This window comes from Sphingomonas zeae (assembly GCF_014197135.1).
GTDB lineage: Bacteria > Pseudomonadota > Alphaproteobacteria > Sphingomonadales > Sphingomonadaceae > Sphingomonas > Sphingomonas zeae.
Map to the genome: position 1 here is coordinate 218,728 of NZ_JACIFA010000005.1, position 24,123 is coordinate 242,850.

The window sequence follows — 24,123 nt, forward strand, 5'->3', positions numbered from 1 at the left end:
GTGACCGATCCCACGCGCGGTCAGCGCGGCCGGATCGTCACCCGGCCCAGCAGGCCGCTATCGATATTGCCCAGCCCCGCGACGATCAGCGCAATCGTCCGCTTGCCCGCGCCCGAGGGCAGCGTTGCCGTCATCGGGCCGGGCTTGGGATCGCGCTTTTCGGCGACCAGCGTGCCGTCGATCCACAGGCTCGCCATGCCGCCCACCGAGGCCAGTCGCAGCTCGCCACCGCGCGCCGCCACCGCCCGCCGGGGCGTGACGACCGAGCGATAGACGCGCCAGCCCGCGCCTTCCGCCGGGGTCGGCGTACCCGCCTGGACAAAGGCCCAGCCATTATTATCGCTGGCGGCGGGGGCGAGGTCGGGCGAAGGCTTGGTCGCCAATAGCGGCGAGCGCCGCCATTCGCGCACGTCCATGTCGCCGTTCATCACTGCGACTTGCGCGCGCGGTGCCACGCCCAGCCGGTCGAGCTTCAACGTCGCCGGTTTCAACCCATCGGCGGTGGCTCGGATGACGATCCGCCCGCGCCCGGTATCGGGCCGCACGATCATCTGGGCCAAGCCGTTGAACAGAGAGCGCTGATTGCCCTTTTCGGACTCATGGCTGTTGGGATCGCCATTGCCGACGCCGATGATCGCCCCGCCCTCAATGGTGAAGCGGGTCATCAGATTGGCGGCTGGCACATGCCGTCCCTTGGCGTCGACCGCATCGATGGTGATCGCCTGCGCGTCCTCGGTATCGCCCGCCATCACGGTGCGCGCCGGGGTCAGTCGCAACGCGACCGGCGCGCCGACCGTCTCATGTGCGGCGCGCGCGACCTCGCGGCCGCCGCGATAGGCGATCGCCTCGATCCGGCCCGGTGCGTAAGGCACGGTCCATTCATTGCCCATCAGCCGGTCGACCGCCGCCTCGCCCACCGTCTTGCCGTTCAGGCGCAGGACGATCCGCTCCGCATTGGACAGGACCATGACCTTGGTCGGCTTGCCCTCGCGACCCGGCCAGCTCCAGTGCGGCGCGATCGCAACCACGGGTGCGTCATCGACCCAGGCGGCGCGGTGGATGTCGAAGGCGACCTTGGGGAAACCGCACAGATCCAGGATGCCGAAAAAGCTGGCGATGGTCGGCCATTCATAGGGCGTCGGCTCGCCATGATAGTCGAAGCCGGTCCATACGAAGCCGCCCGCGACAAAGGCGCGCTCGGCGATCTTCTTCCACGCGCCGCGATGCGTGTCGCCCCAGCTCGCCGCCTCGACGTCGTAACTCGACGCGATGTGCCGCGCCGGATCGCTCTCGAACGCGCCGCGCGTCATGAAGGCGCTGGTATCCTCCGAGCTGGTCATCGGCTTGGCCGGGTTCAGCTGGTGATAGCGGTCGTAATCGCCCTGATAGTAATTGAACCCGGTCACATCGACGACCTGCGCGACATTGACCGGATTGAAAAACGCGCCGTTCATCGCCGCAGTCACCGGGCGGCTGTCGTCGAGCGCGCGGACCCAGTGCGCCATGCGCTGGACCATCGCCACGCCTGCGGGGGTGCCCTGCATCGGTTCCTCGTTGAACACCGACCACATGATGACGCTAGGGTGATTGCGGTCACGCCGGACCAGCCATTCCAGCTGCGCGCGATATTCGGGCGCGGGATTGAACTGCCGGTTCTCGTTCATCACCAGCAGGCCCAGCCGGTCACACCAATCGAGCAGCTCCGGCGTCGGCGCATTGTGGCTCGACCGGATGGCGTTGCAGCCCATCGCCTTCAGCCGCTCTAGCCGCCAGCCGAGCAGCGCATCGGGGATGGCGGTGCCGACGCCCGCATGATCCTGATGCAGGCAGACGCCCTTCAGCTTGACGGGCCGGTCGTTGAGGAAAAAGCCCTGCGCGGCGTCGAAACGGATCGTGCGGAAGCCGATCGGCACCCGCCGCTCGTCCGCCACCTGTCCGTCGCGCAGCAGCCGCACGTCGAGCGTGTAGAGCGTGGGTCGCTCGACCGACCAGAGCATCGGCTCGGCCACGGGCAGGTCCAGCGCCGCGGTGGCCTGGTCGAAAGTCGGAACGGTCGCCTGGGCCTGCCCCTGCGCGACAATCTTGCCCTGCGGATCGAGCAGCCGCGCCTCGACCGTCACCGCGCTGTCGGCGGGCGCGATGCTGGTCAGCGTGGCGACGACGGGAACATGCCAGCGGCCATCGGCCTTGCGCGGATCGCAGTGCACGCCGTCGGTCGCGATCGAGACGGGCGCATAATCGCCCAGCCAGACATGGCGGTAGAGCCCGGCGCCCTCATACCACCAGCCCTCCATCGCCTCCGCATCGACGCGGACGGCGACGACATTGGCCTCGTCCCCGAAGCGCGCGAACGGGGTCATGTCGATGCGGACGGCATTATAGCCGGAGAAATTGTGCGAGACGACGCTGCCATTGACCCAGATCGTCGCAAAGGTCGCGATGCCGCCGAACTCCAGCTCGATCCGGCGACCGCGCAAAGCCGGGTCCAGCCGGAAGCTGCGGCGATACCAGCCGATCCCGCGCGGGCGATAGCCTTGCGCGACATTGGCGGTCTTTACGAAGGGCTGGAACGACGCCCAGTCGTGCGGCAGGTCGACCGCCTGCCAGTCGCTGTCGTCATAATCGACCGCCGCCGCGCCGCGCGCATTGCCGGCCTTGACCGAGAGATAGGTGGCGTTGTGCGTGTCGAGCGGCGCAGGCTCGATATCGCCTTCGTGGAACAGCCAGCCGCGATCCATCAGGACGCGCGCGGCATCCTGGACCGGCAGCGCAGGAGGGAGCTGATCGACCGGCTCGGGCATGGGAAGCGCGCCCGCGCCGTCCGCCGGGCGGCGACTGGCGGCGAAGGCCGGGATCGGCGCTAGGCCACCCGCCAGCCCGACCACCGCGCTGCCCAGCAGCAGGTCGCGGCGCGCGACATTCATGCCGCGACCGGCTCCGCCGAAGCGATGCGCGTCTCGACCGGCTTCAGCGATGCGTCGAGCACCACCCAATCGGCGCGCAACCCCTTGGCCAGTGCCCCGCGCTCGTCGGACAGGCCCAGGAACGCCGCCGGATGGGTCGCCGCCATCGCCGCCGCCTGATCGACCGTGATGCGCAGTTGCTCGACCGCATTGGCGAGCGCCAATCCCATATCGAGGTCAGAGCCCGCCAGCGTCCCGTCGGCATAGGTGCACTTGCCGCCAGAGACGTCGATATGACGGCCGTGAAGGACGAAATCCTTATCGACCGCGCCGACCGACGGCATCGCATCGGTGACGAGCATCAGCTTCTCGAACGGCCGCGCCTTCAGCGCCAGCCGCAGCATCGGTGCGGAGACGTGGAAACCGTCGATGATGAGGCCGCTATAGGGACGCGGATCGTCGAGCGTCGCACCCGCCAGCCCCGGCACGCGTTGCTGCATGGCAGGCATCGCATTGTAGAGGTGGGTGACGCCGGACAGCCCGACATCGAACGCCGCCATCGCCTGTTCATAGCTCGCCTCGCTATGGCCCGCGCTGACCAGCACGCCCGCTTCGATTAGCCGGCGAAGGGTCGCGACCGGCACCCGCTCGGGCGCGACGGTCAGCATGACCTTACCCCGACGCGGGCGGGTCAGGACGGCGACCATCTCCTCGTCCAGGTCGCGGAAGCGCGTCGGATCGTGGATGCCCTTGCGTGCCGGGTTCAGGACCGGCCCTTCGACATGAATGCCGACGATGCCGGGCACCTTGGCCTCGATCGCCTCGTCGATCGCGTCGAGCGCGCGCGCGATCTTGTCGGGCGTCTCGCTGACCAGCGTCGGCAGCATCGCGGTGGTGCCATAGGCCGCATGGGCCGCCGCCATGGTCGCGATGCCGTCCACGTCGAGGCGATCGTTGAACAGCACGCCGCCGCCGCCATTGACCTGCGTGTCGATGTAACCGGGGACGACCCAGCCACCGTTCAGGTCGATCGTATCCGACGAACCCTCCACCGCGCCGATAGAGGCGATACGATCGCCGTCGACGGTGATCTCCGCACCGGGCAGGACGCCGCCCTGGGTCGCGACATGGCCGTTGACGAAACGGAAGCGGGTCATAGCGTGCGGGTCACTTTCTGAAGATGCGGCGGCGAGTCTGGGTCCATGCCACGGGCAAGCGCGAGCGCCTCGACCATGCGGTAGAAGCTGGCCAGCATCGCGATCGGCTCCAGCGCGGGATGCCCGGCGACCATCGGCAGCGCGCCGCCCTGCCCCGCGACGAACGGCATGGCACCGCGTCCCGCAAACTGGTCGGCCACCGCCTTCACGTCCTCGCCTGCCACGTCCGAGGTGGCGAAGCCGAGCACCGAATAGCCGGGCTCCACGATCCGCATCGGGCCGTGCCGCACTTCGGCCGCGCTGAACGGCTCGGCCTGGATCGAGCAGGTTTCCTTGAGCTTCAGCGCCGCTTCCTGCGCTACGCCGTAGCCGTAACCACGACCCAGCACGAACATCTGGCCGACGTCGCGCAAGCCCTCGACCGCAGGCGACCAGTCGAGGCCGAGCGCCTGTTCGACCTGACCGGGCAGATCGGCCAGCGCGGCCTCCAGCGCCTCGTCCCCTGCCCAGGCGGCGGCGAGCTGCGCCAGACCCGCCAGCGCGGTCAGGCAGGACTTCGTCGCGGCAACGGCCCTTTCCGGTCCAGCCGACAGCGGCAGGAAGGTGTCGGCGCCGGTCGCCAGCGGCGACTCCTCGTCATTGACCAGCGCGACGATATGCGCGCCGCCCGCGCGGTACGCCTCGACCGTCGCCAGCAGGTCCGGGCTGCGCCCCGACTGCGAAATGGCGATGACCAGGGCGCCTCGCACCTTCATCGGCGTCTCGAAGATCGAGGCGACCGAGGGGGCGGCCGACGACACCGGCACGCCGGTCTTGGTCTCCAGAATATATTTGCCATAGGTCGCGGCGTGATCCGACGACCCGCGGGCGATAGTGACGATCACCGGCGGCGGGGCGGCACGCAGCCGCTCGGCCAGCGCCTGGACGGTCGGCGCATTGCGCGCGAGCAGCCGGGCGATCGCCTCGGGCGCCTCCCCCGCTTCTGCTCCCATCAGGGTGCTGGTCCCCGCACTACCGGCGGTCATCACATCAGACATCGGTTAACTCCGCGACGAAATCATAGGCATCGCCGCGATAGAAGGACTGGGTATATTCCACCGCCCGTCCATCGCGTAGAAATCCGCGCCGCTCGATCAACAGCCCCGCATGACCGGGATCGACGTCGAGCATCCGGGCATGGTCCGCGCCAAACGGCACTGCGCGCAGCCGCTGGAGCGCGCGCACCGGCCGGTTGCCCGCGCGTTCGAGCGCGGCATAGAGCGAGCGGTCGACCGCCTCGATCGACGGCAGCGCGAACCCCGCGATGGTCGAAATCTCGATCGCCATCGGCACATCGTCGGCGAAGCGTACGCGCTGGAAGCGATAGACCGGGGCGCCCGGCGACAGGCCCAGCGACAGCGCTTCCTCGGGCGTGACGGTGCCTGGCGCGCGGCTGACCCACTGGCTGCTCGGCGTGCGACCGCGCGCGATCATGTCCTCGGAGAAGGATGAGAGCTTGGAAAAGCTCTTCTCGACCCGCCCCGCAACGAAGGTCCCGGCGCCGCGCCTGCGGGTCAGCAGCCCCTCCTCGACCAGCCCGCCAATCGCCTTGCGCACCGTGATCCGCGACACGTCATATTCGATCGCCAGATCGCGCTCGGCGGGGATGGCGTCATCCTCGGCCAGCACGTTGCTGGTGATCGCATCGCGCAACAGCTGCTGGAGCTGGAGGTATAGCGGCGCGGGGTTCCCCTTTCGGAAGGAGCCGACCTGCGCCGAGAATGTCATGGCCGCGCCATCCCCCTTTGCCCGGGCGTCGCTCATGCCACGCCCCGCTTCGCCAACAGGCTTATCGCAGCAAAACCAACGGGGCAATAGGTATTATATTTGGCATACATTGGCTTTTATCCTTCCCCAATTCCACGTCGGATCGCCGCGATGCGATCCACGCTCGTCCGGCGCCTCGGACCTGCGGCGAAGCCCATGGCAAGCACTCGCGAATCCCCCCAATCCTCTCGCACGCTGGCCGACGCGTGGACCGCATCGACCCCGGTCCGGGCGATCAGGGTGGCGACATTGTCCGCCGAAACGCCCGATCCCGCGATGATCGACAGTCGCCCACGCGCCGCCATCACCATTTGGGCAATCACGTCCGCCCCCTCCAGCGCCGTCGCCGCCCCGCCGGATGTGAGGACATGGTCATAGCCCAGCGCCGTCGCCTGCTCGACCGCCGCCACTGGATCGGCAACCAGGTCGATCGCACGGTGAAGCACGATCGCGATCCCGGCCGCCGCGTCCCGCCAGCGCGCCAGAATATCAAGGTCGAGCCGCTTGTCGTCGGCCATGGCTCCCACCACGACCCCCGCCACGCCCATCGTCGCCAGCCGCCGAATCTCGTCGGTGGCGAGTGCGACATCGGCGGCATCATAACGAAAATCGCCGTCGCGCGGCCGGACCATCGCATGAACCGGAACGCCCGACGCCACCGCATGAGCCACCAAGGCCGCCGAGGGCGTCAATCCGCCCAACCCCAGCGCACCGCACAATTCGATCCGGTCGCCTCCTGCCGCCACGACTGCGGCCACGCCATCCGCATCGTCGACGCAGATTTCCAAAAGCGGCGTACCGGCCCGGACCGGTGACATGACCATCTTGAACCTCCCCCGGCACATTCGATCCGCGCCACGAGACCTTCGCCGCGCAGAACCTCAGAACAGGTGTCATTTAAGCAGCACACCTGACAATGCGCCAGCCCAATGGTCTCATGACGCCAACGTCACATTTTTCCGTTTACGGACCAATGTCATTTTGGTTACACGTTGGTAGCTTTGGCATATGATATAAAATGCCGGCGGGGGAGGATACCACCAGCCACCCCATAACCAATCATAAGGGGACGCCCGGTGGAGCGGGGAATATTTTGGGGGATTTGAACATGTTGAGCTTCCGCAGCATGATCCTGACGGCGACCGCGCTCGCCGGGGTTCACGGCACAGCCTTTGCGCAGGCGCCGAATCAGCCGGCTGACGCGCCCGCGCAGACCGCTTCGGGCAGCGACCAGGCCGATAGCGGCGACATCGTCGTCACCGGCATCCGCTCCAGCCTGCGCAACGCGATCAACGTCAAGCGCGAGGCCAATGCCGTCGTCGACGTGATCACCGCCGAAGACGTGGGCAAATTCCCCGACCGCAATGTCGCGGAATCGCTGTCACACATTCCGGGCGTCAGCATCGACCGCCGCTTCGGCGAGGGCGAAAAGGTCGCCATTCTCGGCACCGACCCCGCGCTGAACCGCATGCTGCTCGACGGCCATGCGCTCGCCTCGGCCGATTGGGGCGGCAACGACAATGATCCGTCCAGCCGCACCTTCAACTATTCGCTGCTCGCCCCCGAACTGGTCGACCGGCTCGAAGTCTACAAGTCGCCGGAACCGCGCATCGAGGAAGGCAGCCTGGGCGGCACCGTCATCGTGCGCACCCGTCGTCCGCTCGACCTGAAGCCCAATTCGATCTTCGCCTCCGGCGGCTATACGTACAATGACCGTTCCGAGAAGGGGAATATCCGCGGTTCGGGTCTGTACAGCTGGCATAATGAAGCGGACAATTTCGGCTTTCTGGTCGCCGCGACCTATGACAAGCAGGCGTTGACCCGCGCGGGCGTCGAGTTCTTCGGTTATCAGAGCGGCGCCGACTTCTTCCAGAAGAACGCCGACGGCTCCGTGCGCCGTGACGCGTCGGGCCAGGGCATCCTGCTCAACCCGAACGCCACCGTCACCGGCGGCACCAAGAACGACCTCATCAGTGCGGTCGCCCCCTTCGGCATCAACTATGCCTATTTCCAGCAGACCCGCGAGCGCGCCAGCGTGTCGGGCACCGTGCAGTATCGCCCGGCCTCGAACCTGACGCTGACCCTGAACGGGCTGCACATCGACGGCAATTACAACAACTACAGCCAGTCGATGTACACCATTCCGGTCGCCTGGACCGGCAGCGTGTTGCAGACTGCCAATGTCGCCAACGGCGTGGTCAACTCGGCCAGCTTCGCCGCCGCGCCGAGCCAGTCGGCCCAGCTCGACACGCTGGTCCGCAAGACCAAGCTGAAAACCGACAACCTCAACTTCTTCGCCGATTGGGAAGGCGATGACGGCGCGAAGATCAGCTTCGCGGGCGGCTGGTCGAAGGCGACCGGCGGGCGCAATCCCGAATATCTGTTCAACGTGCAGACCAAGCTGCCGTTCAACTATGCCTTCACCCCGACCTCGGCGACGGTGAACTTCACGGGCGATCTGACCAACCCGGCCAACTATTTCACCAACCCGAACAACAATCCGGCGCAGATCGAAGGCCGTCCGGTCGTCGTCAACGGCCAGCAGCTGATCGGCGCGCAGATCGGCGGCTTGGACTATAGCGTCACCACCGACCGCGACATCTTCGGCGGCTATGACGCCACCATCCCGGTCGAGTTCGGTCCGTTCAAGCAGATCCTGATCGGCAGCCGCGTGACCGACCATGTCAACCGTGTGGATGGTCGCGGTATCAACACCTACAAGACCAGCTCGCAGACCGCCAACCAGCTGGGCGTCACCACCCTCGTCACGCCGGGCGGCGTCTTCGACGGCAGCGGCGGCATGGGCAATGCGACCCAGTATCTGAACCTGCCCGAGCAGGCGGTGATCGACATTCTCGCGAATTCGATCAACAGCCCGCTGGTCAACAAGATCGGCGCGTCGACCAAGGTGCGCGAGACGGTCGTCGCGTCCTATGTCCAGGCCAATTTCCAAGAAGGTGGCCTGCGCGGCAATATCGGCGGTCGCCTGGTCTATACCCGCGACAAGTCCAACTATGCGGTGACGCTGGCCAACACGGTGAACCCGGTGCCGGTGCCGACCACCACTACCACCGATTATCTGAAGTTCCTGCCCAGCGTGAACATCGCCTATTCGATCACGCCGGAGTTCCTGGTACGCGGCTCGGTCGCACGGGTGATCTCGCGCCCGCGCTATCAGGATCTGGCGGCCGCGACCTCGCTCAACGACATCACGCTCGATGGCGGTGGCGGCAACCCGAACCTGAAGCCCTATGAGTCGACCAACTACGAACTCACGGCGGAATGGTATCCGCGCGCAGGCTCGCTGATCGCGGTCGAACTCTTCCGTCGCGACATCTCGAACTACATCATCAACACGCGCACCAATGCCGTGTTCTTCAACTCGCTGCAGAACCGCCTGACGACCTATAACGTCAACCAGCCGATCAACGGCGGCAAGGCGAAGGTCAACGGTGCGCTGGTGTCGGGGCAGACCGAAATCTGGGGCGGCTTCGGCATCCAGGCGAATTATTCGTACCAGGACAGCTCGACCTCGTCGGTTGACTCGAGCGGTGCGGAACTGAACCTGCCCTATCTGTCGCGGCACACCGTCAATGTGATCCCCTATTTCGAAAGCGGGATCTTCCAGGCGCGCCTGAGCTATAATTATCGTTCGAGCTATTTCCGCACCATCGGTCGTCTGAACTCGCGCGAAATGGTGGCGCCGTACAGCCAGTTGGACTTCTCGGCGGGTGTGAACTTGACCAAGGAGATCACGCTGAGCGTCAACGCACAGAACCTGCTCGACGAGACCTATTACCAGTATAACGCGACGCGCGATCGCCCGACCGCCTTCTACAAGAACGGCCGGACCTATGCCGCCTCGGTCGCGGTGCGTTTCTAAGCGCCTTCTGCATCCCCTCCCGCAAGCGGGAGGGGACCGAGGGGAGGGCATGGAGTCTCACCGAGACTGGCACTTGCGGCTTGCCCTCCCCCATCCCCTCCCGCCTTCGGGAGGGGCGTGAGACACACGAAGGTTATCGAACAGCCCGCCGCTCCCACGGATCGGCGGGCTGTTCAGGTCCGGTGACTTCAAGGAGTCACCGAAATGCTGCGCGCCTGTCACCGATCTGCGACGCAGGCGTAACAGATGACGCCTATGCCATCCGGAACGCCAAGCGTGGGGTACCGACGATGCCGATGACCAGCATTCCGATCGAGGGCTCGCTACACGAAGACGCCGCCATCCTCGACTTCATCCCCCGCGCGCCGGTGACGCCGGAGCCGGAAGGCCATGAGCGCCGCCGCTATCGAACCATCTGGATTTCGGACGTCCATCTCGGCACGCGCGGCTGCAATGCGGAAATGCTGATCGACTTTCTGGATCATGTCGACAGCGAGACCATGTATCTGGTCGGCGACATGATCGACGGCTGGCGGCTGAAGAAGAAATTCTACTGGCCCGCCGCGCATAACGACGTGGTCTGGCGCCTGCTGAAGCGTGCCAAGCGCGGCACGCGCGTCGTTTATATCCCCGGCAACCATGACGAGATCTTCCGCCAGTTCACCGGCATGGATTTCGGCGGCATCGCCATCTGTCGCAAGGCGATCCATGAGACGGCGGACGGCCGCCGCCTTCTCATCCTGCACGGCGACGAGTTCGACGCGATCACGCTGGCGCATCGCTGGCTCGCCCATGTCGGCGACTTCGCCTACACCGCGCTGATGGAGGTGAACCGCTGGGTGAACATCGTCCGGCGGTGGATGAAGCGCCCCTATTGGTCGCTGTCCAAACATGCCAAGGCCAAGGTGAAGAACGCCGTCGCCTTCATCTCGCATTTCGAGGAAGTCGTCGCCCATGCGGCGGGCGCACGCGGCGTCGATGGCGTGGTATGCGGCCATATCCACACCGCCGAAATCCGCGAGATCGGCGGCGTCACTTATTATAATGACGGCGACTGGGTGGAGGGCTGCACCGCGCTGGTCGAACATTTCGACGGGACGATGGAAATACTGCACTGGGGCGACGAGATGGAAGCGCGGCGGAGCAAGCCGATCGTCGCCGCCGCCATCGCCGCCTGACGCGAAAGGATCAAGGTCATGCAGATCGCGATCGTTACTGACGCCTGGAGCCCCCAGGTCAACGGCGTGGTTCGCACCCTGCAATCGGTGACCGCCGAGCTGCGCGCGATGGGCCATACGGTCAACGTCTTGTCGCCCGAGCTGTTCGCCTCGGTCCCCTGCCCGACCTATCCCGAAATCCGCCTCGCCCTGCCCGCCCCCGGTGCAGTCGGGCGGGCGCTGAGCGGGTTTGCGCCCGATGCTGTCCATATCGCCACCGAAGGCCCGCTTGGCCTGCTCGCGCGGCGCTGGTGCCTGGGCCATGGCCTGCCCTTCACCACCGCCTATCACACCCAGTTCCCCGACTATGTGGCGGCGCGGGTGAAGGCGGTCAGCCCCGAATTCGTCTGGCGCTATGTCCGCTGGTTTCACGCGCCCTCCGCCGCGATCCTGGCCTCGACGCCCAGCGTGGCCGCAACCCTGGCGTCACATGGCCTGCCGCAGAACCGGCATTGGGGCCGCGGCGTCGACACCGCGCTATTCCGCCCCGAAGGGCGGCGCGATGCGATGGTCGCCGGACTGCCCGGCCCGGTTCAGCTTTATGCAGGCCGCGTCGCGGTCGAGAAGAACATCGCCGCCTTTCTGAATACACGCACGCCCGGAACCAAGGTCGTGGTCGGCGACGGCCCGGCCCGCGCGGCGCTGGCGGAACACTATCCCGACGTCCACTTTCTGGGCGCAAAGTTCGGTGAGGACTTGGCCGCCATCTACCGCGCGGCGGACGTATTTGTGTTCCCCAGCCGAACCGATACGTTCGGTCTGGTGATGATCGAGGCGCTGGCCTGCGGCACGCCGGTCGCCGCGCTGCCGGTACAGGGGCCGATTGATGTGCTTGCCTCCGAAGTCGGCGTGATGGACGAGGCGCTGGACCGGGCGATCGCGGCTGCGCTGATACTCGATCGTGGCACTTGCGCGGCCTACGGGCAGGGCTTTTCATGGCGAGCCAGCGCGGAGCAATTCCTCTCCGCCCTCGCCCCGATGGACCGGAACCTGAAAGCGGCGGCATAGATCCTCCCCGATACGGGGAGGTGGCAGCGCGTAGCGCTGACGGAAGGAAGCTTCCACAGAGGACGTCCCGTGCGGCCATCCCCCCTCCACCACCGCTTTGCGGCGGTCCCCTCCCCGTGCCGGGGAGGATCGGTTTCACGCAGATCAACCGACAAAACTTGTTGAACGGGTTGAACGCCCCTTGCCCCACATGTCATGCTGCAGCTTCGCGCGATTCGCATCGGCCTTGCCCCTCGCCAGTCGCTGATATGCCGGTCGTGCCGCCTTGTCGCCACGGCCACTCCAACCGCTGCACCCGAAAGGTCCCCGATTGGACATCGTAACGCTTAGCCTCTTTCTGCTCCTCGCCGTGGTGTTGAGCGGGGTCGTATCCCGCCTGTTGCCCTCAGCGCTGCCCCGCCCGCTTGTCCAGATCGCGCTCGGCGCGGTGCTGGGCGGGATCGCACAGATCAGAGTCGAACTGGACCCGGAGATTTTCTTCCTGCTCTTCGTGCCGCCGCTCCTGTTCCTCGACGGCTGGCGCATTCCGAAGGACGAGTTGTTTCGCGACGCGGGCGCAATCCTAGGGCTGGCGCTGGGCCTGGTGTTCCTGACGGTGCTGGGCATGGGGCTGTTCATCCACTGGATGATCCCGGCCATGCCCTATGCGGTCGCCTTCGCGCTGGCGGCCGTGGTGTCGCCGACCGACCCGATCGCGGTGTCCGCCATCGCGCAGAAGGTGCCGATCCCCAAGCGGATGATGCACATCCTGGAGGGCGAATCGCTGCTCAACGATGCCTCGGGTCTGGTCTGCCTGCGCTTCGCGGTCGCCGCCGCGCTGACCGGGGCCTTTTCGCTGACCCATGCCGGAATGACGTTTGCATGGATGGCGGTTTCCGGCGTCGGGCTGGGCGTCGCCATCGCCTGGGGCACGATCACCGCCAAGAGCCTGTTCGCCCGGCGTTTCGGCGATGACAGCGGATCGAACATCCTGGTCAGCCTGCTGATCCCGTTTGCGGCCTATCTGGTTGCCGAGCATGTCGAAAGCTCGGGCGTGCTGGCGGCGGCGGCGGCGGGTATCGCCATGTCCTTCACCAATGTTTCGTCCGGGGTGAAGGCCGCGACCCGCATCCGGCGCCAGGCAGTCTGGGACATGCTGCAATTCACGCTGAACGGCATCATCTTCGTACTGCTGGGCGAGCAGCTGCCGCAGGTGTTCGCGGGCGCGCGGGCCACGGTCATGCTGACCGGCCACGCCTCGCTATGGTGGTTGGGCCTTTATGTGCTGGCGATCGTCGCCGGGCTGGGGGCACTGCGCTTCGCCTGGACTTGGGTTGCGCTGCGGCTGACCCTGTTCCGGCAGCGCGGGACGCCGGGCCGGGCCAGCCCGCCGCGCCGGGTCATCACCGCCATGTCGGTGGCAGGCGCGCGCGGGGCGATCACGCTGGCCGGTGCGCTGACCCTGCCGCTGACGCTGGGCGACGGCACGCCATTTCCGGCACGCGATCTGGTCATCTTCCTGGCGTGCGGCGTCATTCTGTCTTCGCTGGTCATCGCCAGCCTGACCCTGCCGCTGCTGTTGCGCGGTCTCGCCCTGCCCGTTCAGGACGGCATGAGCGAGTTGGACCATACCCGCGTCGCCGCTGCCAAGGCCGCCATCGCCGAGCTGGAGCGGCTCCAGCACGAAATGGCCGAAGGGCGTGACGATGCCGACCAATATGTCGAGATCGCCTCGCGCCTGATGGACGGCTATCGCAGCCGGATCGACACGCTGGAGGGCGACTTCGACTCTGATGCCCGCCGGTTCGAGGACGTGGAGCGCCGGATGCGACTGGCCGCGATCCGGGCCGAGCGGCGGGTCGTGTTCGACCTGCTCAACAGCCGTGCGATCGGATCCGACACGGCGCAGCGGTTGGGCCGCGAACTCGATCTGGTCGACACCCGCCTGTCAGCCCAGAGCTGAACCCATCTTTGGTCTTGCGCCAGATCGCGAATTGTCGTGTTTCGTCCATGGGGATGGCATCGACAAAGGGGGCAAGGTGCAGGTCGGATTTCCGGGAGAAGACGCGAAAACCTGTCTGAATTGCGGGACTTCGCTGGTCGGCCATTATTGCCATAGCTGCGGCCAGTCGTCGCACATCCACCGCACGCTCGGCGCGTGGTGGCATGATTTCAGCCACGGCGTCCTGCATATCGAGGGGCAGGTATGGCGGACGATGGCCATGCTCGTCACCCGCCCCGGCGAGCTGACCCGTCGCTATATCGCGGGCGAGCGGCGGCGTTTCCTGTCGCCGCTGGCTCTGTATCTGTTCAGCGTCTTTCTGCTCTACGTCGCCTATTCGGTACTCGGCGGGTTCGGCACCTTCCATCCCCCCGGCACCCAGGATGCCGCGATGGAGCTGCGCGCCGAAGTCGCAAAGGTCGACCAGCGTATCGCAGGGATAGACCGCGAGCGCACCGCAGCTGTCGCGACCGGCCGCAACACCGCCACGCTCGATGCCGAGCGAGCAAAGCTGGTCGAGCAGAAGCGTAGCATCGACTTCACCGCGATGGCGCTGGGCGGCGGGGCAGAAACGGGCTCCGGCCATGGCGAGCATCAGGAACAGGTCATCACCGGCTGGAAATCGCTCGACGCCAAGATCGCCCATGCCATTCGCGACCCCGAATTCCTCCTCTTCAAGATGGAGGCGAACGGCTATAAATTCTCCTGGGCGCTGATCCTGTTGTCGATGCCGTTCATGCGGCTGTTCTTCCTGTGGAAGCGTGGGTTGGCGATGTTCGACCATGCGGTGTTCGTCACCTATTCGCTCAGCTTCGTCAGCCTGCTGATGGTCGTGATGATCCTGTGGACGAAGCTGGCCCATCTGAACGGCGTTGCTCTGTTGATGCTCGCCTTTCCGGTGCATCTATTTCTCCAGATTCGCGGCGCCTATCATTTGGGCGTGATATCCGGGCTGCTGATGACCCTGATCGTCTCGGTCATGGCGGCGACCGTGCTGTTGATCTGGATCATCGGCCTGCTGGCGCTGGGCATAGCGCATTGACCCACCAATCCATTGCAGGCTTGGCGCGGTAGGCTCGACCCCAGAAAATGGGTGGACGCCCCCGGTTCACCACGCCATGATACCAAAACATACCATGAGAATACCGGCGCACGACAAGCCGGTGGATGACGGGGGTGACGGATGGCGAGAATGAGCCTGGCACTATCGGGGACCTGCCCTGCCATCGTCACGCGTCCGCCCCGCACGCCCGATCCTGTTCGACGCCATAATCCTGTATCCTGCGTGGGGGCGTTCCGCCCTGACGCAGCGATGCCGTTTTCGGGGAAATCGCTGTGAAACATCGTCTCGGTCTGATCCTGGCCGCGCTCGCCCTTCCTGTGCCTGCGCTGGCCGCGCCCAAGACGGTGGCGACGCTCGACCGCTGGCAGGTGCGGATCGATCCGAAGGATGTCGACGCCGCGCGCGCGCATCCCCAGGCGGCGAACTGGCTGACCGCGTCGGTGCCGGGCAGCGTCCAGCAGGATCTGATCGCCGCGCATCTGGTCCCCGACCCCTATAAGGGCGCGAACGAGGCACCGATCCAATGGGCGGGCCTGACCGGGTGGCAATATCGCACCAACCTGGACGTGACGCCCGAGATGCTGCGCCGCGATCACCTCGACCTAGTGTTCGACGGGCTGGACACCTTTGCGACCGTCACGGTCAACGGCCGGCGCCTGTTGTCGGCGGACAACGCCCATCGCCGCTGGCGCGCCGATGCCAAGCCGCTGCTGAAGGCAGGCGCGAACGAGATCGTCGTCACCTTCGCCTCGCCGATCAAGACGCTCCAGCCGATGGTGCTGGCCGAAAAGAACCCGCTGCCCGGCGAATATGACTCGCCCTATGGCGACGAGCCGAAGGGCAAGCAGACCTCGCCCTATATCCGCAAGCCCAAATACCAGTACGGGTGGGATTGGGCACCGCGCATCGTCGATATCGGCATCTGGCGCCCCGCCCGTCTGGAGGCGTGGGACGCCGCGCGCATCGACAAGCTGCGCATCGAGCAGGAAGCGCTGACCGATGCCGAGGCGCGCATCCTCGCCCGTGCCTCGATCGTTGCCGACCGAGCGCAGACCGGCCGCATGGACGTGACGGTCACTGGCCCCGACGGTAAGCGCATCCGCGTCCGCCGCGACGTCGCGCTCCAGCCGGGCGAGAACGATGTCGTCGTCCCCGTCGCGATCACCCGCCCACAGCGCTGGCAGCCGATCGGCTTTGGCGCGCATCCGCTCTACACCGTGAACGCGGCGCTGGCGGGCGCAGACGCGGTTGAGAAGCGCACCGGCCTGCGCACCGTCGAACTCGTCCGCAAGGACGGCAGCTTCGGGCTGAAGATCAACGGCAACGTCATCTTCGCCAAGGGGACCAACGTCATCCCGTTCGATGCCTTCCCGTCGCGCGTATCGCCTACGGCCGAGCGCCAGTTGCTGGAGAAGGCGGCGGCCGCGAACATGAACATGGTCCGCATCTGGGGCGGCGGCTATTATCCCGAGCACAGCTTCTACGACGCCGCCGACGAGCTGGGCCTGATGGTGTGGCAGGACTTCATGTTCGGCGGCGCGGTCACGCCCCCCGATGCCCAGTTCCGCGAGAACGTCCGTATCGAGGCCGAGGAACAGGTCGCCCGCCTGCAATCGCATCCCTCGCTGGTCATCTGGGCGGGCAATAACGAAGTGCTGTCGGGCTGGGAAAACTGGTCGGATCGCAAGGCGTTCAAAAAGGCGGTCGGCCCCGACGAGCAGGAGCGGATCGGCACCGGCATGGCCGTGCTGTTCGACCGCGTGCTGCGCGATGCCGTCATCAAGAATTCGCCCGGCATCCCCTATTGGCCCGGATCGCCCTCGACCGACTATGAGGGGCCGACCGACACCGACAAGGACGGCGACCGCCATTTCTGGGATGTCTGGTCGGGCTCCAAGCCGATCGAGCGCTACACGGATAGCTGCCCGCGCTTCATGTCGGAATATGGCTTCCAGGCCTTCCCGGACCTGTCGACCATCGCGACCTTTGCCGACCCGGCGGACTTCCGCATCGACAGCCCGGTGATGAAGGCGCACCAGAAGTTCCTGGCCGGCGAAGGCAATGACCGCATCACCTTCTACCTGAAGCAATATTACCGGACCCCGCGCGACTTCGCCGATCTGGTCTATCTGTCCCAGGCGATGCAGGCCCGCGCCATTGGACTTGCCGCGCGTCACCATCGCGCCTGCCGCCCGGTGACGCTGGGTTCGCTCTACTGGCAGCTCAACGACAGCTGGCCCGCGATCAGCTGGTCGAGCATCGACTGGACCGGGCATGACAAGATGCTGCAGCATGAGGTCCGCCGCTTCTTCGCGCCACAGACGATCGTGGCGGAAACCAAGCCCGGCGCCACGCGGATCGCGCTGGTGTCCGACGCCACGGCGCCCAAGCCGCTCGGCTGGCGCGTCACCGGATACGGCATGGACGGCCGCAAGCTCGGCTCGCAATCGGGCAGCGTGACCATGGCCGCCGCGTCCGCCAGCGACGTCGCGACGATCCCCGACGCGACGCTGTTCGCCGGGGCCGCGCCCGAGAGCAGCTACGGCGTCGCCGAACTGTTCGACGGCGACAAGGTCATCGCGCGCCAGATCGTCGAGCGAAAGGTCCCGCGCGACATGCTCTACCCGGTGCCGGGTATCACCGCGCGCTGGGCGGGCAAGCAGCTGACGCTGACCGCGCGCAACATCGCGCGGCAGGTACAGGTCAATTTCGGCATCATCGGCGCCGAACCGTCCGATGACGGCTTCGACCTGTTGCCCGGCGAGACCATCACGCTCACCATCCAGAGCGACGCGGACGCCGCCACTCTGGCGCGCGAGCTCAAAATCTACACCCTCGGTCCGAAGGACGCCTAGTGATCCCCTTTCTCCTCCTCGCCGCCGCCGGTCAGGCCGCCACCCCCGCGCTTCCCCCGGAGGCGCAGAAGCTGACCATCGCGCAAAAGGCGGCGCAGCTGGTCAACGAGGCCCCGGCCGAGCCGGCGCTGAACCTGCCCGCCTATGACTGGTGGAGCGAGGGGCTGCACGGCATCGCGCGCAACGGGCCGTCGACCGTCTTCCCGCAGGCGATGGGCATGGCCGCGACCTGGGACACCGATCTGATCTGGAAGGTCGGCGATGTCGTCGCGGTCGAAGCGCGGGCGAAGTTCAATTCGCGGCCGCTGAACGCCGATCGGGGCCTGTATCAGGGCCTGACCATCTGGTCGCCCAACATCAACATCTTCCGCGATCCGCGCTGGGGCCGTGGCCAGGAAACCTATGGCGAGGACCCCTTCCTCACCAGCCGGATCGGCATCGCCTTCGTGCGTGGTCTTCAGGGTCCCGACCTGAAGCACCCGAAGGTCATCGCCACCGTCAAGCATATGGCGGTGCACTCCGGCCCCGAGGGCGGGCGCGACAGCTTCGATGTGATGGTGTCCCCGCGCGACCTGGAGGCGACCTACCTCCCCGCCTTCCGCGCGACCGTGACCGAGGGCAAGGCGCTGTCGCTGATGTGCGCATACAACGCGATCCACGGCACGCCGGTCTGCGCCAACCCGATGTTGCTGACCCAGCGGCTGCGCACCGACTGGGGTTTCAACGGCCTCGTCGTGTCGGACTGCGATGCGGTCGGCAATATCTGGATGTTCCATCATGCCCAGCCCGACGCGCCCGCTGCTGCGGCGGCGGCACTGCGGGCGGGCACCGACCTCAACTGCGGCAATACCTATCGCGCACTGCCCGAAGCGTTGAAGCGCGGCCTGATTACCGAGGGCGAGATCGACACCGCGCTGGCCCGCGCGCTGGCGGTGCGGCGGATGCTGACCGTGAATTCGCCGTGGAACCGGATCAAGGCGAGCGAGGTGGGCAGCGCCGCCCATCGCGCACTGGCGTTGGAGACGGCGCGCAAGGGCATCATCCTGCTCGACAATCCGAACGACATGCTGCCGCTCAAGGGCAAGAAGGTCGCGGTGTTCGGCGCGGATGCGGATGACCTGGGCGTGCTGGAGGGCAATTATCACGGCACCGCGATCAACCCCGTCACCCCGCTCGACGGCATCCGCGCGAAGTTCGGCCGCGATGTCCGCTATGCGCAAGGCTCGGTGCTGGCCGAGGGCGCGTTCGTCGGCGTCCCCGAAACCGCGCTGTCGGCGAACGGCAAGACCGGCTTGGGCGTCGAGACGATGGGCGCGAACGGCCAGTGGACCGCCGCCGGTCAGGATCGCCGTATCGACTTCAACTATACCAAGACCGCGCCCTTCCAGCGTCGCTGGACCGGCACGCTGACCCCGCCGGGTCCGGGTCAGTACAAGCTGCGGCTCGACGGTCCCGCCTGCTGGCACGCCTGCCCCGCGCATGACGCGGTGAAGCTCTATATTGACGACCAGCTGGTCGTGGACGATGTGATCGGCGGCAAGAAACTGGAAACCACGATCGACGGATCGGCCCCGCGCCGTATCCGCGTCGAGATCGATCATAAGGGCGGTGACGAGGGCCTCCGCCTGCAATGGCTGCCCCCCGCCGAGGCGCTGACCGCAGAAGCCTTGAAGGTCGCCGGGACCGCCGACGTGCTGATCGCGGTGGTCGGCCTGTCGCCCGATCTGGAGGGCGAGGCGCTGGGCGTCTCGGTCCCCGGTTTCGCGGGCGGCGACCGCACAGAAATCGTCCTGCCCGAACCGCAGCGCAATCTGCTCGCCGCGCTTCAGGCGACCGGCAAGCCGGTGGTCGCGGTCATCATATCCGGCTCGGCGGTGTCGCTGGGCGACTTCAAGCCCGCCGCGACGCTGGCGGCCTTCTATCCGGGCACCGAGGGCGGCACCGCGCTGGCCGAGATCCTGGCCGGTGACGTGAACCCGTCGGGCCGCCTGCCCGTCACCATTTATCACTCGACCGCCGACCTGCCCGCCTTCGCCGATTACGGCATGAAGGAGCGGACCTATCGCTACTTCACCGGCAAGCCCGCCTGGGGCTTCGGCCATGGCCTGAGCTATACCAAGTTCGACTATGGCCAGCCGACCGTCACCGCCAGTGTCGCGGTCGGCCAGCCGGTCGATGTCGCGGTGCAGCTGCGCAATATCGGCCAGCGCGCCGGTGAGGAAGTGACTCAGGCCTATCTGGTCCCGCCCGCCACCGACGAGAAACTGGTGCTGACCGACCCGGTGCTGCAACGCCAGTTGGTCGGCTTCACCCGTGTCGCGCTCAAGCCCGGTCAGGCAGGGACGGCGCGCTTCACCATCGATCCGCGCCTGATGAGCCAGGTGTGGCGCGACGGCACCCGCCGCATCCTGCCGGGCACGTACAAGCTCTATATCGGCGGCGGCCAACCGGGTGACGGCGCAGGCCAGTGGACCCAGTTCACCGTGACCGGCACGGCGCAGGACCTGCCGAAATGACTCCGAACCGTCGTGAACTGATCGCGGGGGGCGCGGCGTTGGCCGCCACCCCCGCCTTCGCCGCTGTCCCGTCGCTGGTTACGAAGCGCCCACCGGTCGCCGAACGGCGCTTCGTGTCCAAGGCGGTCGAGGCGGAGATCACGCGTGTTTCGAAGTTGATCGCCGACCCGACGGTGCGCTGGATGTTCGGCAACTGCTATCCGAACACGCTCGACACCACGGTGCTGTCGCTGGGCGAGGTCGGCGGCAAGCCCGATGCGTTCGTCATCACCGGCGACATTCCCTGCCTGTGGCTGCGGGATTCGGCGGCGCAGTTGCGGCCCTATCTGCATCTGGTGAAGCGCGATCCGGCGCTGGGGCGGCTGTTCCGCGGGCTGATCGGGCGGCAGGCACGGTCGATCCTGATCGACCCCTATGCCAACGCCTTCATGCAGGACCCGAACGCCAAGACCAACCTGAGCTGGGCGCTGCACGACGACACCGAAATGAAACCCGGCGTCGCCGAGCGGAAGTGGGAGATCGGTTCGCTCTGCTACGCGATCCGGCTGGCCTATGGCTATTGGCGCGAGACGGGCGACACCACCCCCTTCGATGCCGAGTGGAAAGCCTCCGCGCAGGCAATCGTAAAGACCTTCCGCGAGCAGCAGCGCAAGGACGGCCCCGGCCCCTACCGCTTCCGCCGCTCCGCGCCGGAGCCGACCGAAACGCTCTATCGCGGTACCGGCCTGCCCACGCGGCCCAACGGCATGATCCATTCGGGCTTCCGCCCGTCCGACGATGCCTGCCTCTACGGTCAGTTCGTCCCCGCCAATCTGTTCGCGATGACGACGTTGCGCGAACTCGCCGCGCTGTCGAACGCGGTCGGTGAGCCTGCACTGGCGCAGGACGCCACCGCGCTCGCCGCCGAGGTCGAGGCTGCGCTGAAGCAGTTCGGCACCATGACGCTGCCAAGCGGCGAGCGGGTCTGGGCGTTCGAGGTGGATGGTTACGGCAATGCCGTCTTCATGGACGACGCCAACGTCCCCTCGCTGTCCGGCATGGCCTATCTCGGCTGCGTCGATGCGACCGATCCGCTGTGGCAGCGGACGCTCGCGGCGTGCTGGAGCAAGGACAATCCCTGGTATTTCGAGGGCAAGGCGCTGACCGGCATCGGCGGCCCGCATACCGGGCCGGGCCAGGTCTGGCCGATGTCGGTCATCGTCCGCGCGCTGACCTCGACGGACCCTGCGCTGCTTCGCGCCAGCCTGTCCATGCTGCGCGGGTCGCAGGGCGGTACGGGCTTCATCCACGAAGGGGTCGATATCGACGATCCCACCAAGTTCACACGCGACTGGTTTGCCTGGGCCAACGGCCTGTTTGGCGAATTGGTCGTCCATGTCGCAGCCACCCGGCCGCAGGTTCTGCGGGAGACGTTTGCATGATTTTGACCCGCCGCTCACTCCTCGCCGGAACCGCGCTTGCCAGCCTGCCGATCGGCAGCCTCAGCGCCGCCGTACCCATGGCCGCCGCGCGCCCCAATCTGTTCATCGGAACGGGCGGTGACGGCCATACCTATCCTGGCGCGGTCCTGCCCTTCGGCATGGTGCAGCTCAGCCCCGACACCGATGTCGAGCGTTGGGACACCTGTTCGGGCTATCATCACGGCGACAGCTCGATCATGGGGTTCAGCCATACCCATTTGTCGGGCACCGGCATCGGCGACATGCTGGACGTGCTGGTCGTGCCGACGCGCGGCGAACTGAAGCTGGTCGCGGGACCGCTATCCAACCCGGATGAAGGCTATCGCCAGCGTTATTCGGACGAGCAGGCCGAACCAGGTTATTACCGGGTCAAGCTGGAGTCCGGTGTCCTCGCCGAACTCACCGTGACCGAGCGGACCGGCTGGCACCGCTACACCTACCCCAAGGGGCCGGGCCATGTGCTGGTCGACCTGTCGCATCTGGTCCTCGATAAGAGCGACGCCAAGCCGCTCATCACCGATGCCGAGTTGACCATCGAGCCCGACGGCACGATCACCGGCACCCGCCGCGTGTTCCGCTGGGCCAAGGGGCGGCGCATCTTCTTTGCGATGCAGCTGTCGAAAAAGCCTGCCCGCATCCAGCTTTACGGCGATGGCGATGCGCCCGCGAACGGCACCGCCGTCAAGGGCAACCGGTTGAAGGCCGCGCTGTTCTTCGACGAACTGGGCGATGCGCCTTTGCTGATCCGCTGCGGAATCTCGGCGGTCGATGTGGCGGGGGCCAAGGCAAACCTGGCGGCCGAGGCCAAGCACTGGGACTTCGACCGTACCCGCCGCGCCGCCATGACCCGCTGGGCCGAGACGCTCGGCGGCGTCCGGGTCGAGGGCGGGACGCCGGACCAGCAGGCGATCATGGCCTCGGCCAACTACCACACGCTGGTCGCGCCGACGCTCTTCTCCGACGTGAACGGGCGCTATGTCGGGCTGGACGGTCAGGTGCACACCGCCCCCGCCGGGCAGTTCGCCTACAGCACCTTCTCCACCTGGGACACGTACCGCGCGCTCCACCCCTGGCTGATCCTGACCCAGCCCGCCCAGGCCAAGAAGCTGGTCGACGACATCATCCGCCAGACCCAGCAGAGCGCCTATGGCCCGCCGGTCTGGACGCTGCAGGGCAAGGAGACCGGCGTGATGATCGGCTGGCACGGCACGCCGATCATGGCCGAGGCGATGGTGAAGGGCATTCCCGCCGACTATGCCGCCGCCTGGCCCGGCATCGCCAAGCGCAGCTTCGACTTCTCCGCACCCGACATGGACAATAGCAAGGGCCGCGACCTGTACGACGCCAAGGGCTATGTCCCTGCCGATATCTGGTTCGAAAGCGTCAGCCGGACCCAGGAATATGCCTATGACGACTGGGCCGCGTCACACATCGCACGTCGCGTCGGCAAAACGGCGGAGGCCGATCGCCTGCTCAAGCGCTCGGGCAATTGGCGCAACGTCATCGACGGCTCGATCGGCTTCGCCCGCCCGCGCTTCAACGACGGCAGCTGGTGGAAGGATTACGATCCCGTCCAGCTCGGCCACATGCCCAAGCCCTGGTGGCGCGACTATACCGAGGCCAATGGTTGGCAGGCGACCTTCCTCAACCAGCACGACATTTACGGCCTGATCCGCCACATGGGCGGCGATGCCAAGTTCGAGGCCAAGCTGGATGAGCTGTTCTCCGCGCCCTCGACGCTGCCCAAGAATGCGCCGCCCGATATTTCGGGGCTGGTCGGCCAATATGCGCATGGCAACGAGCCGGACCAGCATGCGGCCTATCTCTACGCCTATGTCGGCGCGCCTTGGAAAACCCAGAGGATGGTCCGCCGCCTGCTGACCGAGATGTACAAGAACGCGCCAGACGGCATCATCGGCAATGACGATTGCGGCCAGATGAGCGCGTGGTTCCTGTTCTCCGCGCTCGGCTTCTATCCGGTCGATCCGGTCAGCGGCGCCTATGTCTTTGGTGGTCCGCTGTTCGACCGGGCGCAGGTGACGGTCGGCGGCAATAAGATGCTGGTCGTCGAGGCGAAGGGCAATGGCCCGGACACGCCCTACGTCCAGTCGGTGACGTGGAACGGTCGCCCCTGGACGAAGAGCTGGATCGACCATGCCACGCTGGCGAAGGGCGGCACCCTGTCCTTCACCATGGGGGCCAAGCCCAATCCCGCCTTCGGCCGCGATCCCAAGGACCGGCCACCCTCCTTCGACCACCAGCCCGCCTGATCCC

14 protein-coding genes are annotated in these 24,123 nt (G+C 66.6%); 9 read left to right on the forward strand and 5 right to left on the reverse strand.

Going from position 1 to position 24,123, the window contains the following annotated elements:
- Positions 1-20: 20 nt before the first annotated feature.
- The 5 genes from galA to GGR45_RS09740 form a co-directional block, all read right to left on the reverse strand.
- On the reverse strand, positions 21-2,924 hold the full coding sequence (gene galA / locus GGR45_RS09720; protein ID WP_175311441.1) for a beta-galactosidase GalA: 2,904 nt from the start codon (positions 2,922-2,924) through the stop codon (positions 21-23).
- Complete coding sequence (gene nagA / locus GGR45_RS09725) at positions 2,921-4,060, reverse strand: N-acetylglucosamine-6-phosphate deacetylase (protein WP_175311442.1); 1,140 nt, start codon at positions 4,058-4,060, stop codon at positions 2,921-2,923. Before nagA ends, galA begins: the two co-directional genes overlap by 4 nt.
- Positions 4,057-5,085: an SIS domain-containing protein gene (locus tag GGR45_RS09730; RefSeq protein WP_175311502.1), complete on the reverse strand. Its 1,029-nt coding sequence runs from the start codon at positions 5,083-5,085 to the stop codon at positions 4,057-4,059. Before GGR45_RS09730 ends, nagA begins: the two co-directional genes overlap by 4 nt.
- 4 nt (positions 5,086-5,089) lie before the next feature.
- Positions 5,090-5,827: a GntR family transcriptional regulator gene (locus tag GGR45_RS09735; RefSeq protein ID WP_175311501.1), complete on the reverse strand. Its 738-nt coding sequence runs from the start codon at positions 5,825-5,827 to the stop codon at positions 5,090-5,092.
- Positions 5,828-5,943: 116 nt separating this feature from the next.
- The gene (locus tag GGR45_RS09740) at positions 5,944-6,690 is read right to left on the reverse strand and encodes a copper homeostasis protein CutC (protein ID WP_175311443.1); all 747 of its coding nucleotides are present in this window, start codon (positions 6,688-6,690) and stop codon (positions 5,944-5,946) included.
- 284 nt (positions 6,691-6,974) lie between these two features.
- Between GGR45_RS09740 and GGR45_RS09745 the strand changes: the two genes are divergently transcribed.
- The 9 genes from GGR45_RS09745 (at position 6,975) to GGR45_RS09785 (ending at position 24,119) form a co-directional block, all read left to right on the forward strand.
- Positions 6,975-9,749 carry a TonB-dependent receptor gene (locus GGR45_RS09745; RefSeq protein ID WP_246358137.1) on the forward strand — a complete coding sequence of 925 codons (2,775 nt, stop codon included), beginning with the start codon at positions 6,975-6,977 and terminating at the stop codon, positions 9,747-9,749.
- Positions 9,750-10,039: 290 nt separating this feature from the next.
- Positions 10,040-10,927 (forward strand): UDP-2,3-diacylglucosamine diphosphatase, encoded by an 888-nt coding sequence (locus tag GGR45_RS09750; RefSeq protein WP_175311444.1) that lies wholly within the window; start codon positions 10,040-10,042, stop codon positions 10,925-10,927.
- Between the two features lie 18 nt (positions 10,928-10,945).
- Positions 10,946-11,974: a glycosyltransferase family 4 protein gene (locus GGR45_RS09755; RefSeq protein WP_175311445.1), complete on the forward strand. Its 1,029-nt coding sequence runs from the start codon at positions 10,946-10,948 to the stop codon at positions 11,972-11,974.
- A 310-nt stretch (positions 11,975-12,284) separates the two neighbouring features.
- Positions 12,285-13,916: a Na+/H+ antiporter gene (locus GGR45_RS09760; RefSeq protein WP_175311446.1), complete on the forward strand. Its 1,632-nt coding sequence runs from the start codon at positions 12,285-12,287 to the stop codon at positions 13,914-13,916.
- Positions 13,917-13,992: 76 nt separating this feature from the next.
- Entirely contained in the window at positions 13,993-14,997 is a 1,005-nt protein-coding gene (locus GGR45_RS09765) for a DUF3667 domain-containing protein (RefSeq protein WP_175311447.1), read from the forward strand.
- 293 nt (positions 14,998-15,290) lie between these two features.
- Entirely contained in the window at positions 15,291-17,873 is a 2,583-nt protein-coding gene (locus tag GGR45_RS09770) for a beta-mannosidase (protein WP_175311448.1), read from the forward strand.
- Positions 17,873-20,389, forward strand: coding sequence for a glycoside hydrolase family 3 C-terminal domain-containing protein (locus tag GGR45_RS09775; protein ID WP_175311449.1), 2,517 nt, complete (start codon positions 17,873-17,875; stop codon positions 20,387-20,389). Before GGR45_RS09770 ends, GGR45_RS09775 begins: the two co-directional genes overlap by 1 nt.
- The gene (locus tag GGR45_RS09780) at positions 20,386-21,810 is read left to right on the forward strand and encodes a glycoside hydrolase family 125 protein (RefSeq protein ID WP_175311450.1); all 1,425 of its coding nucleotides are present in this window, start codon (positions 20,386-20,388) and stop codon (positions 21,808-21,810) included. The genes GGR45_RS09775 and GGR45_RS09780 overlap by 4 nt, the downstream gene beginning before the upstream one ends.
- On the forward strand, positions 21,807-24,119 hold the full coding sequence (locus tag GGR45_RS09785) for a GH92 family glycosyl hydrolase (RefSeq protein WP_175311451.1): 2,313 nt from the start codon (positions 21,807-21,809) through the stop codon (positions 24,117-24,119). Before GGR45_RS09780 ends, GGR45_RS09785 begins: the two co-directional genes overlap by 4 nt.
- The last annotated feature ends 4 nt before the right edge of the window (positions 24,120-24,123 follow it).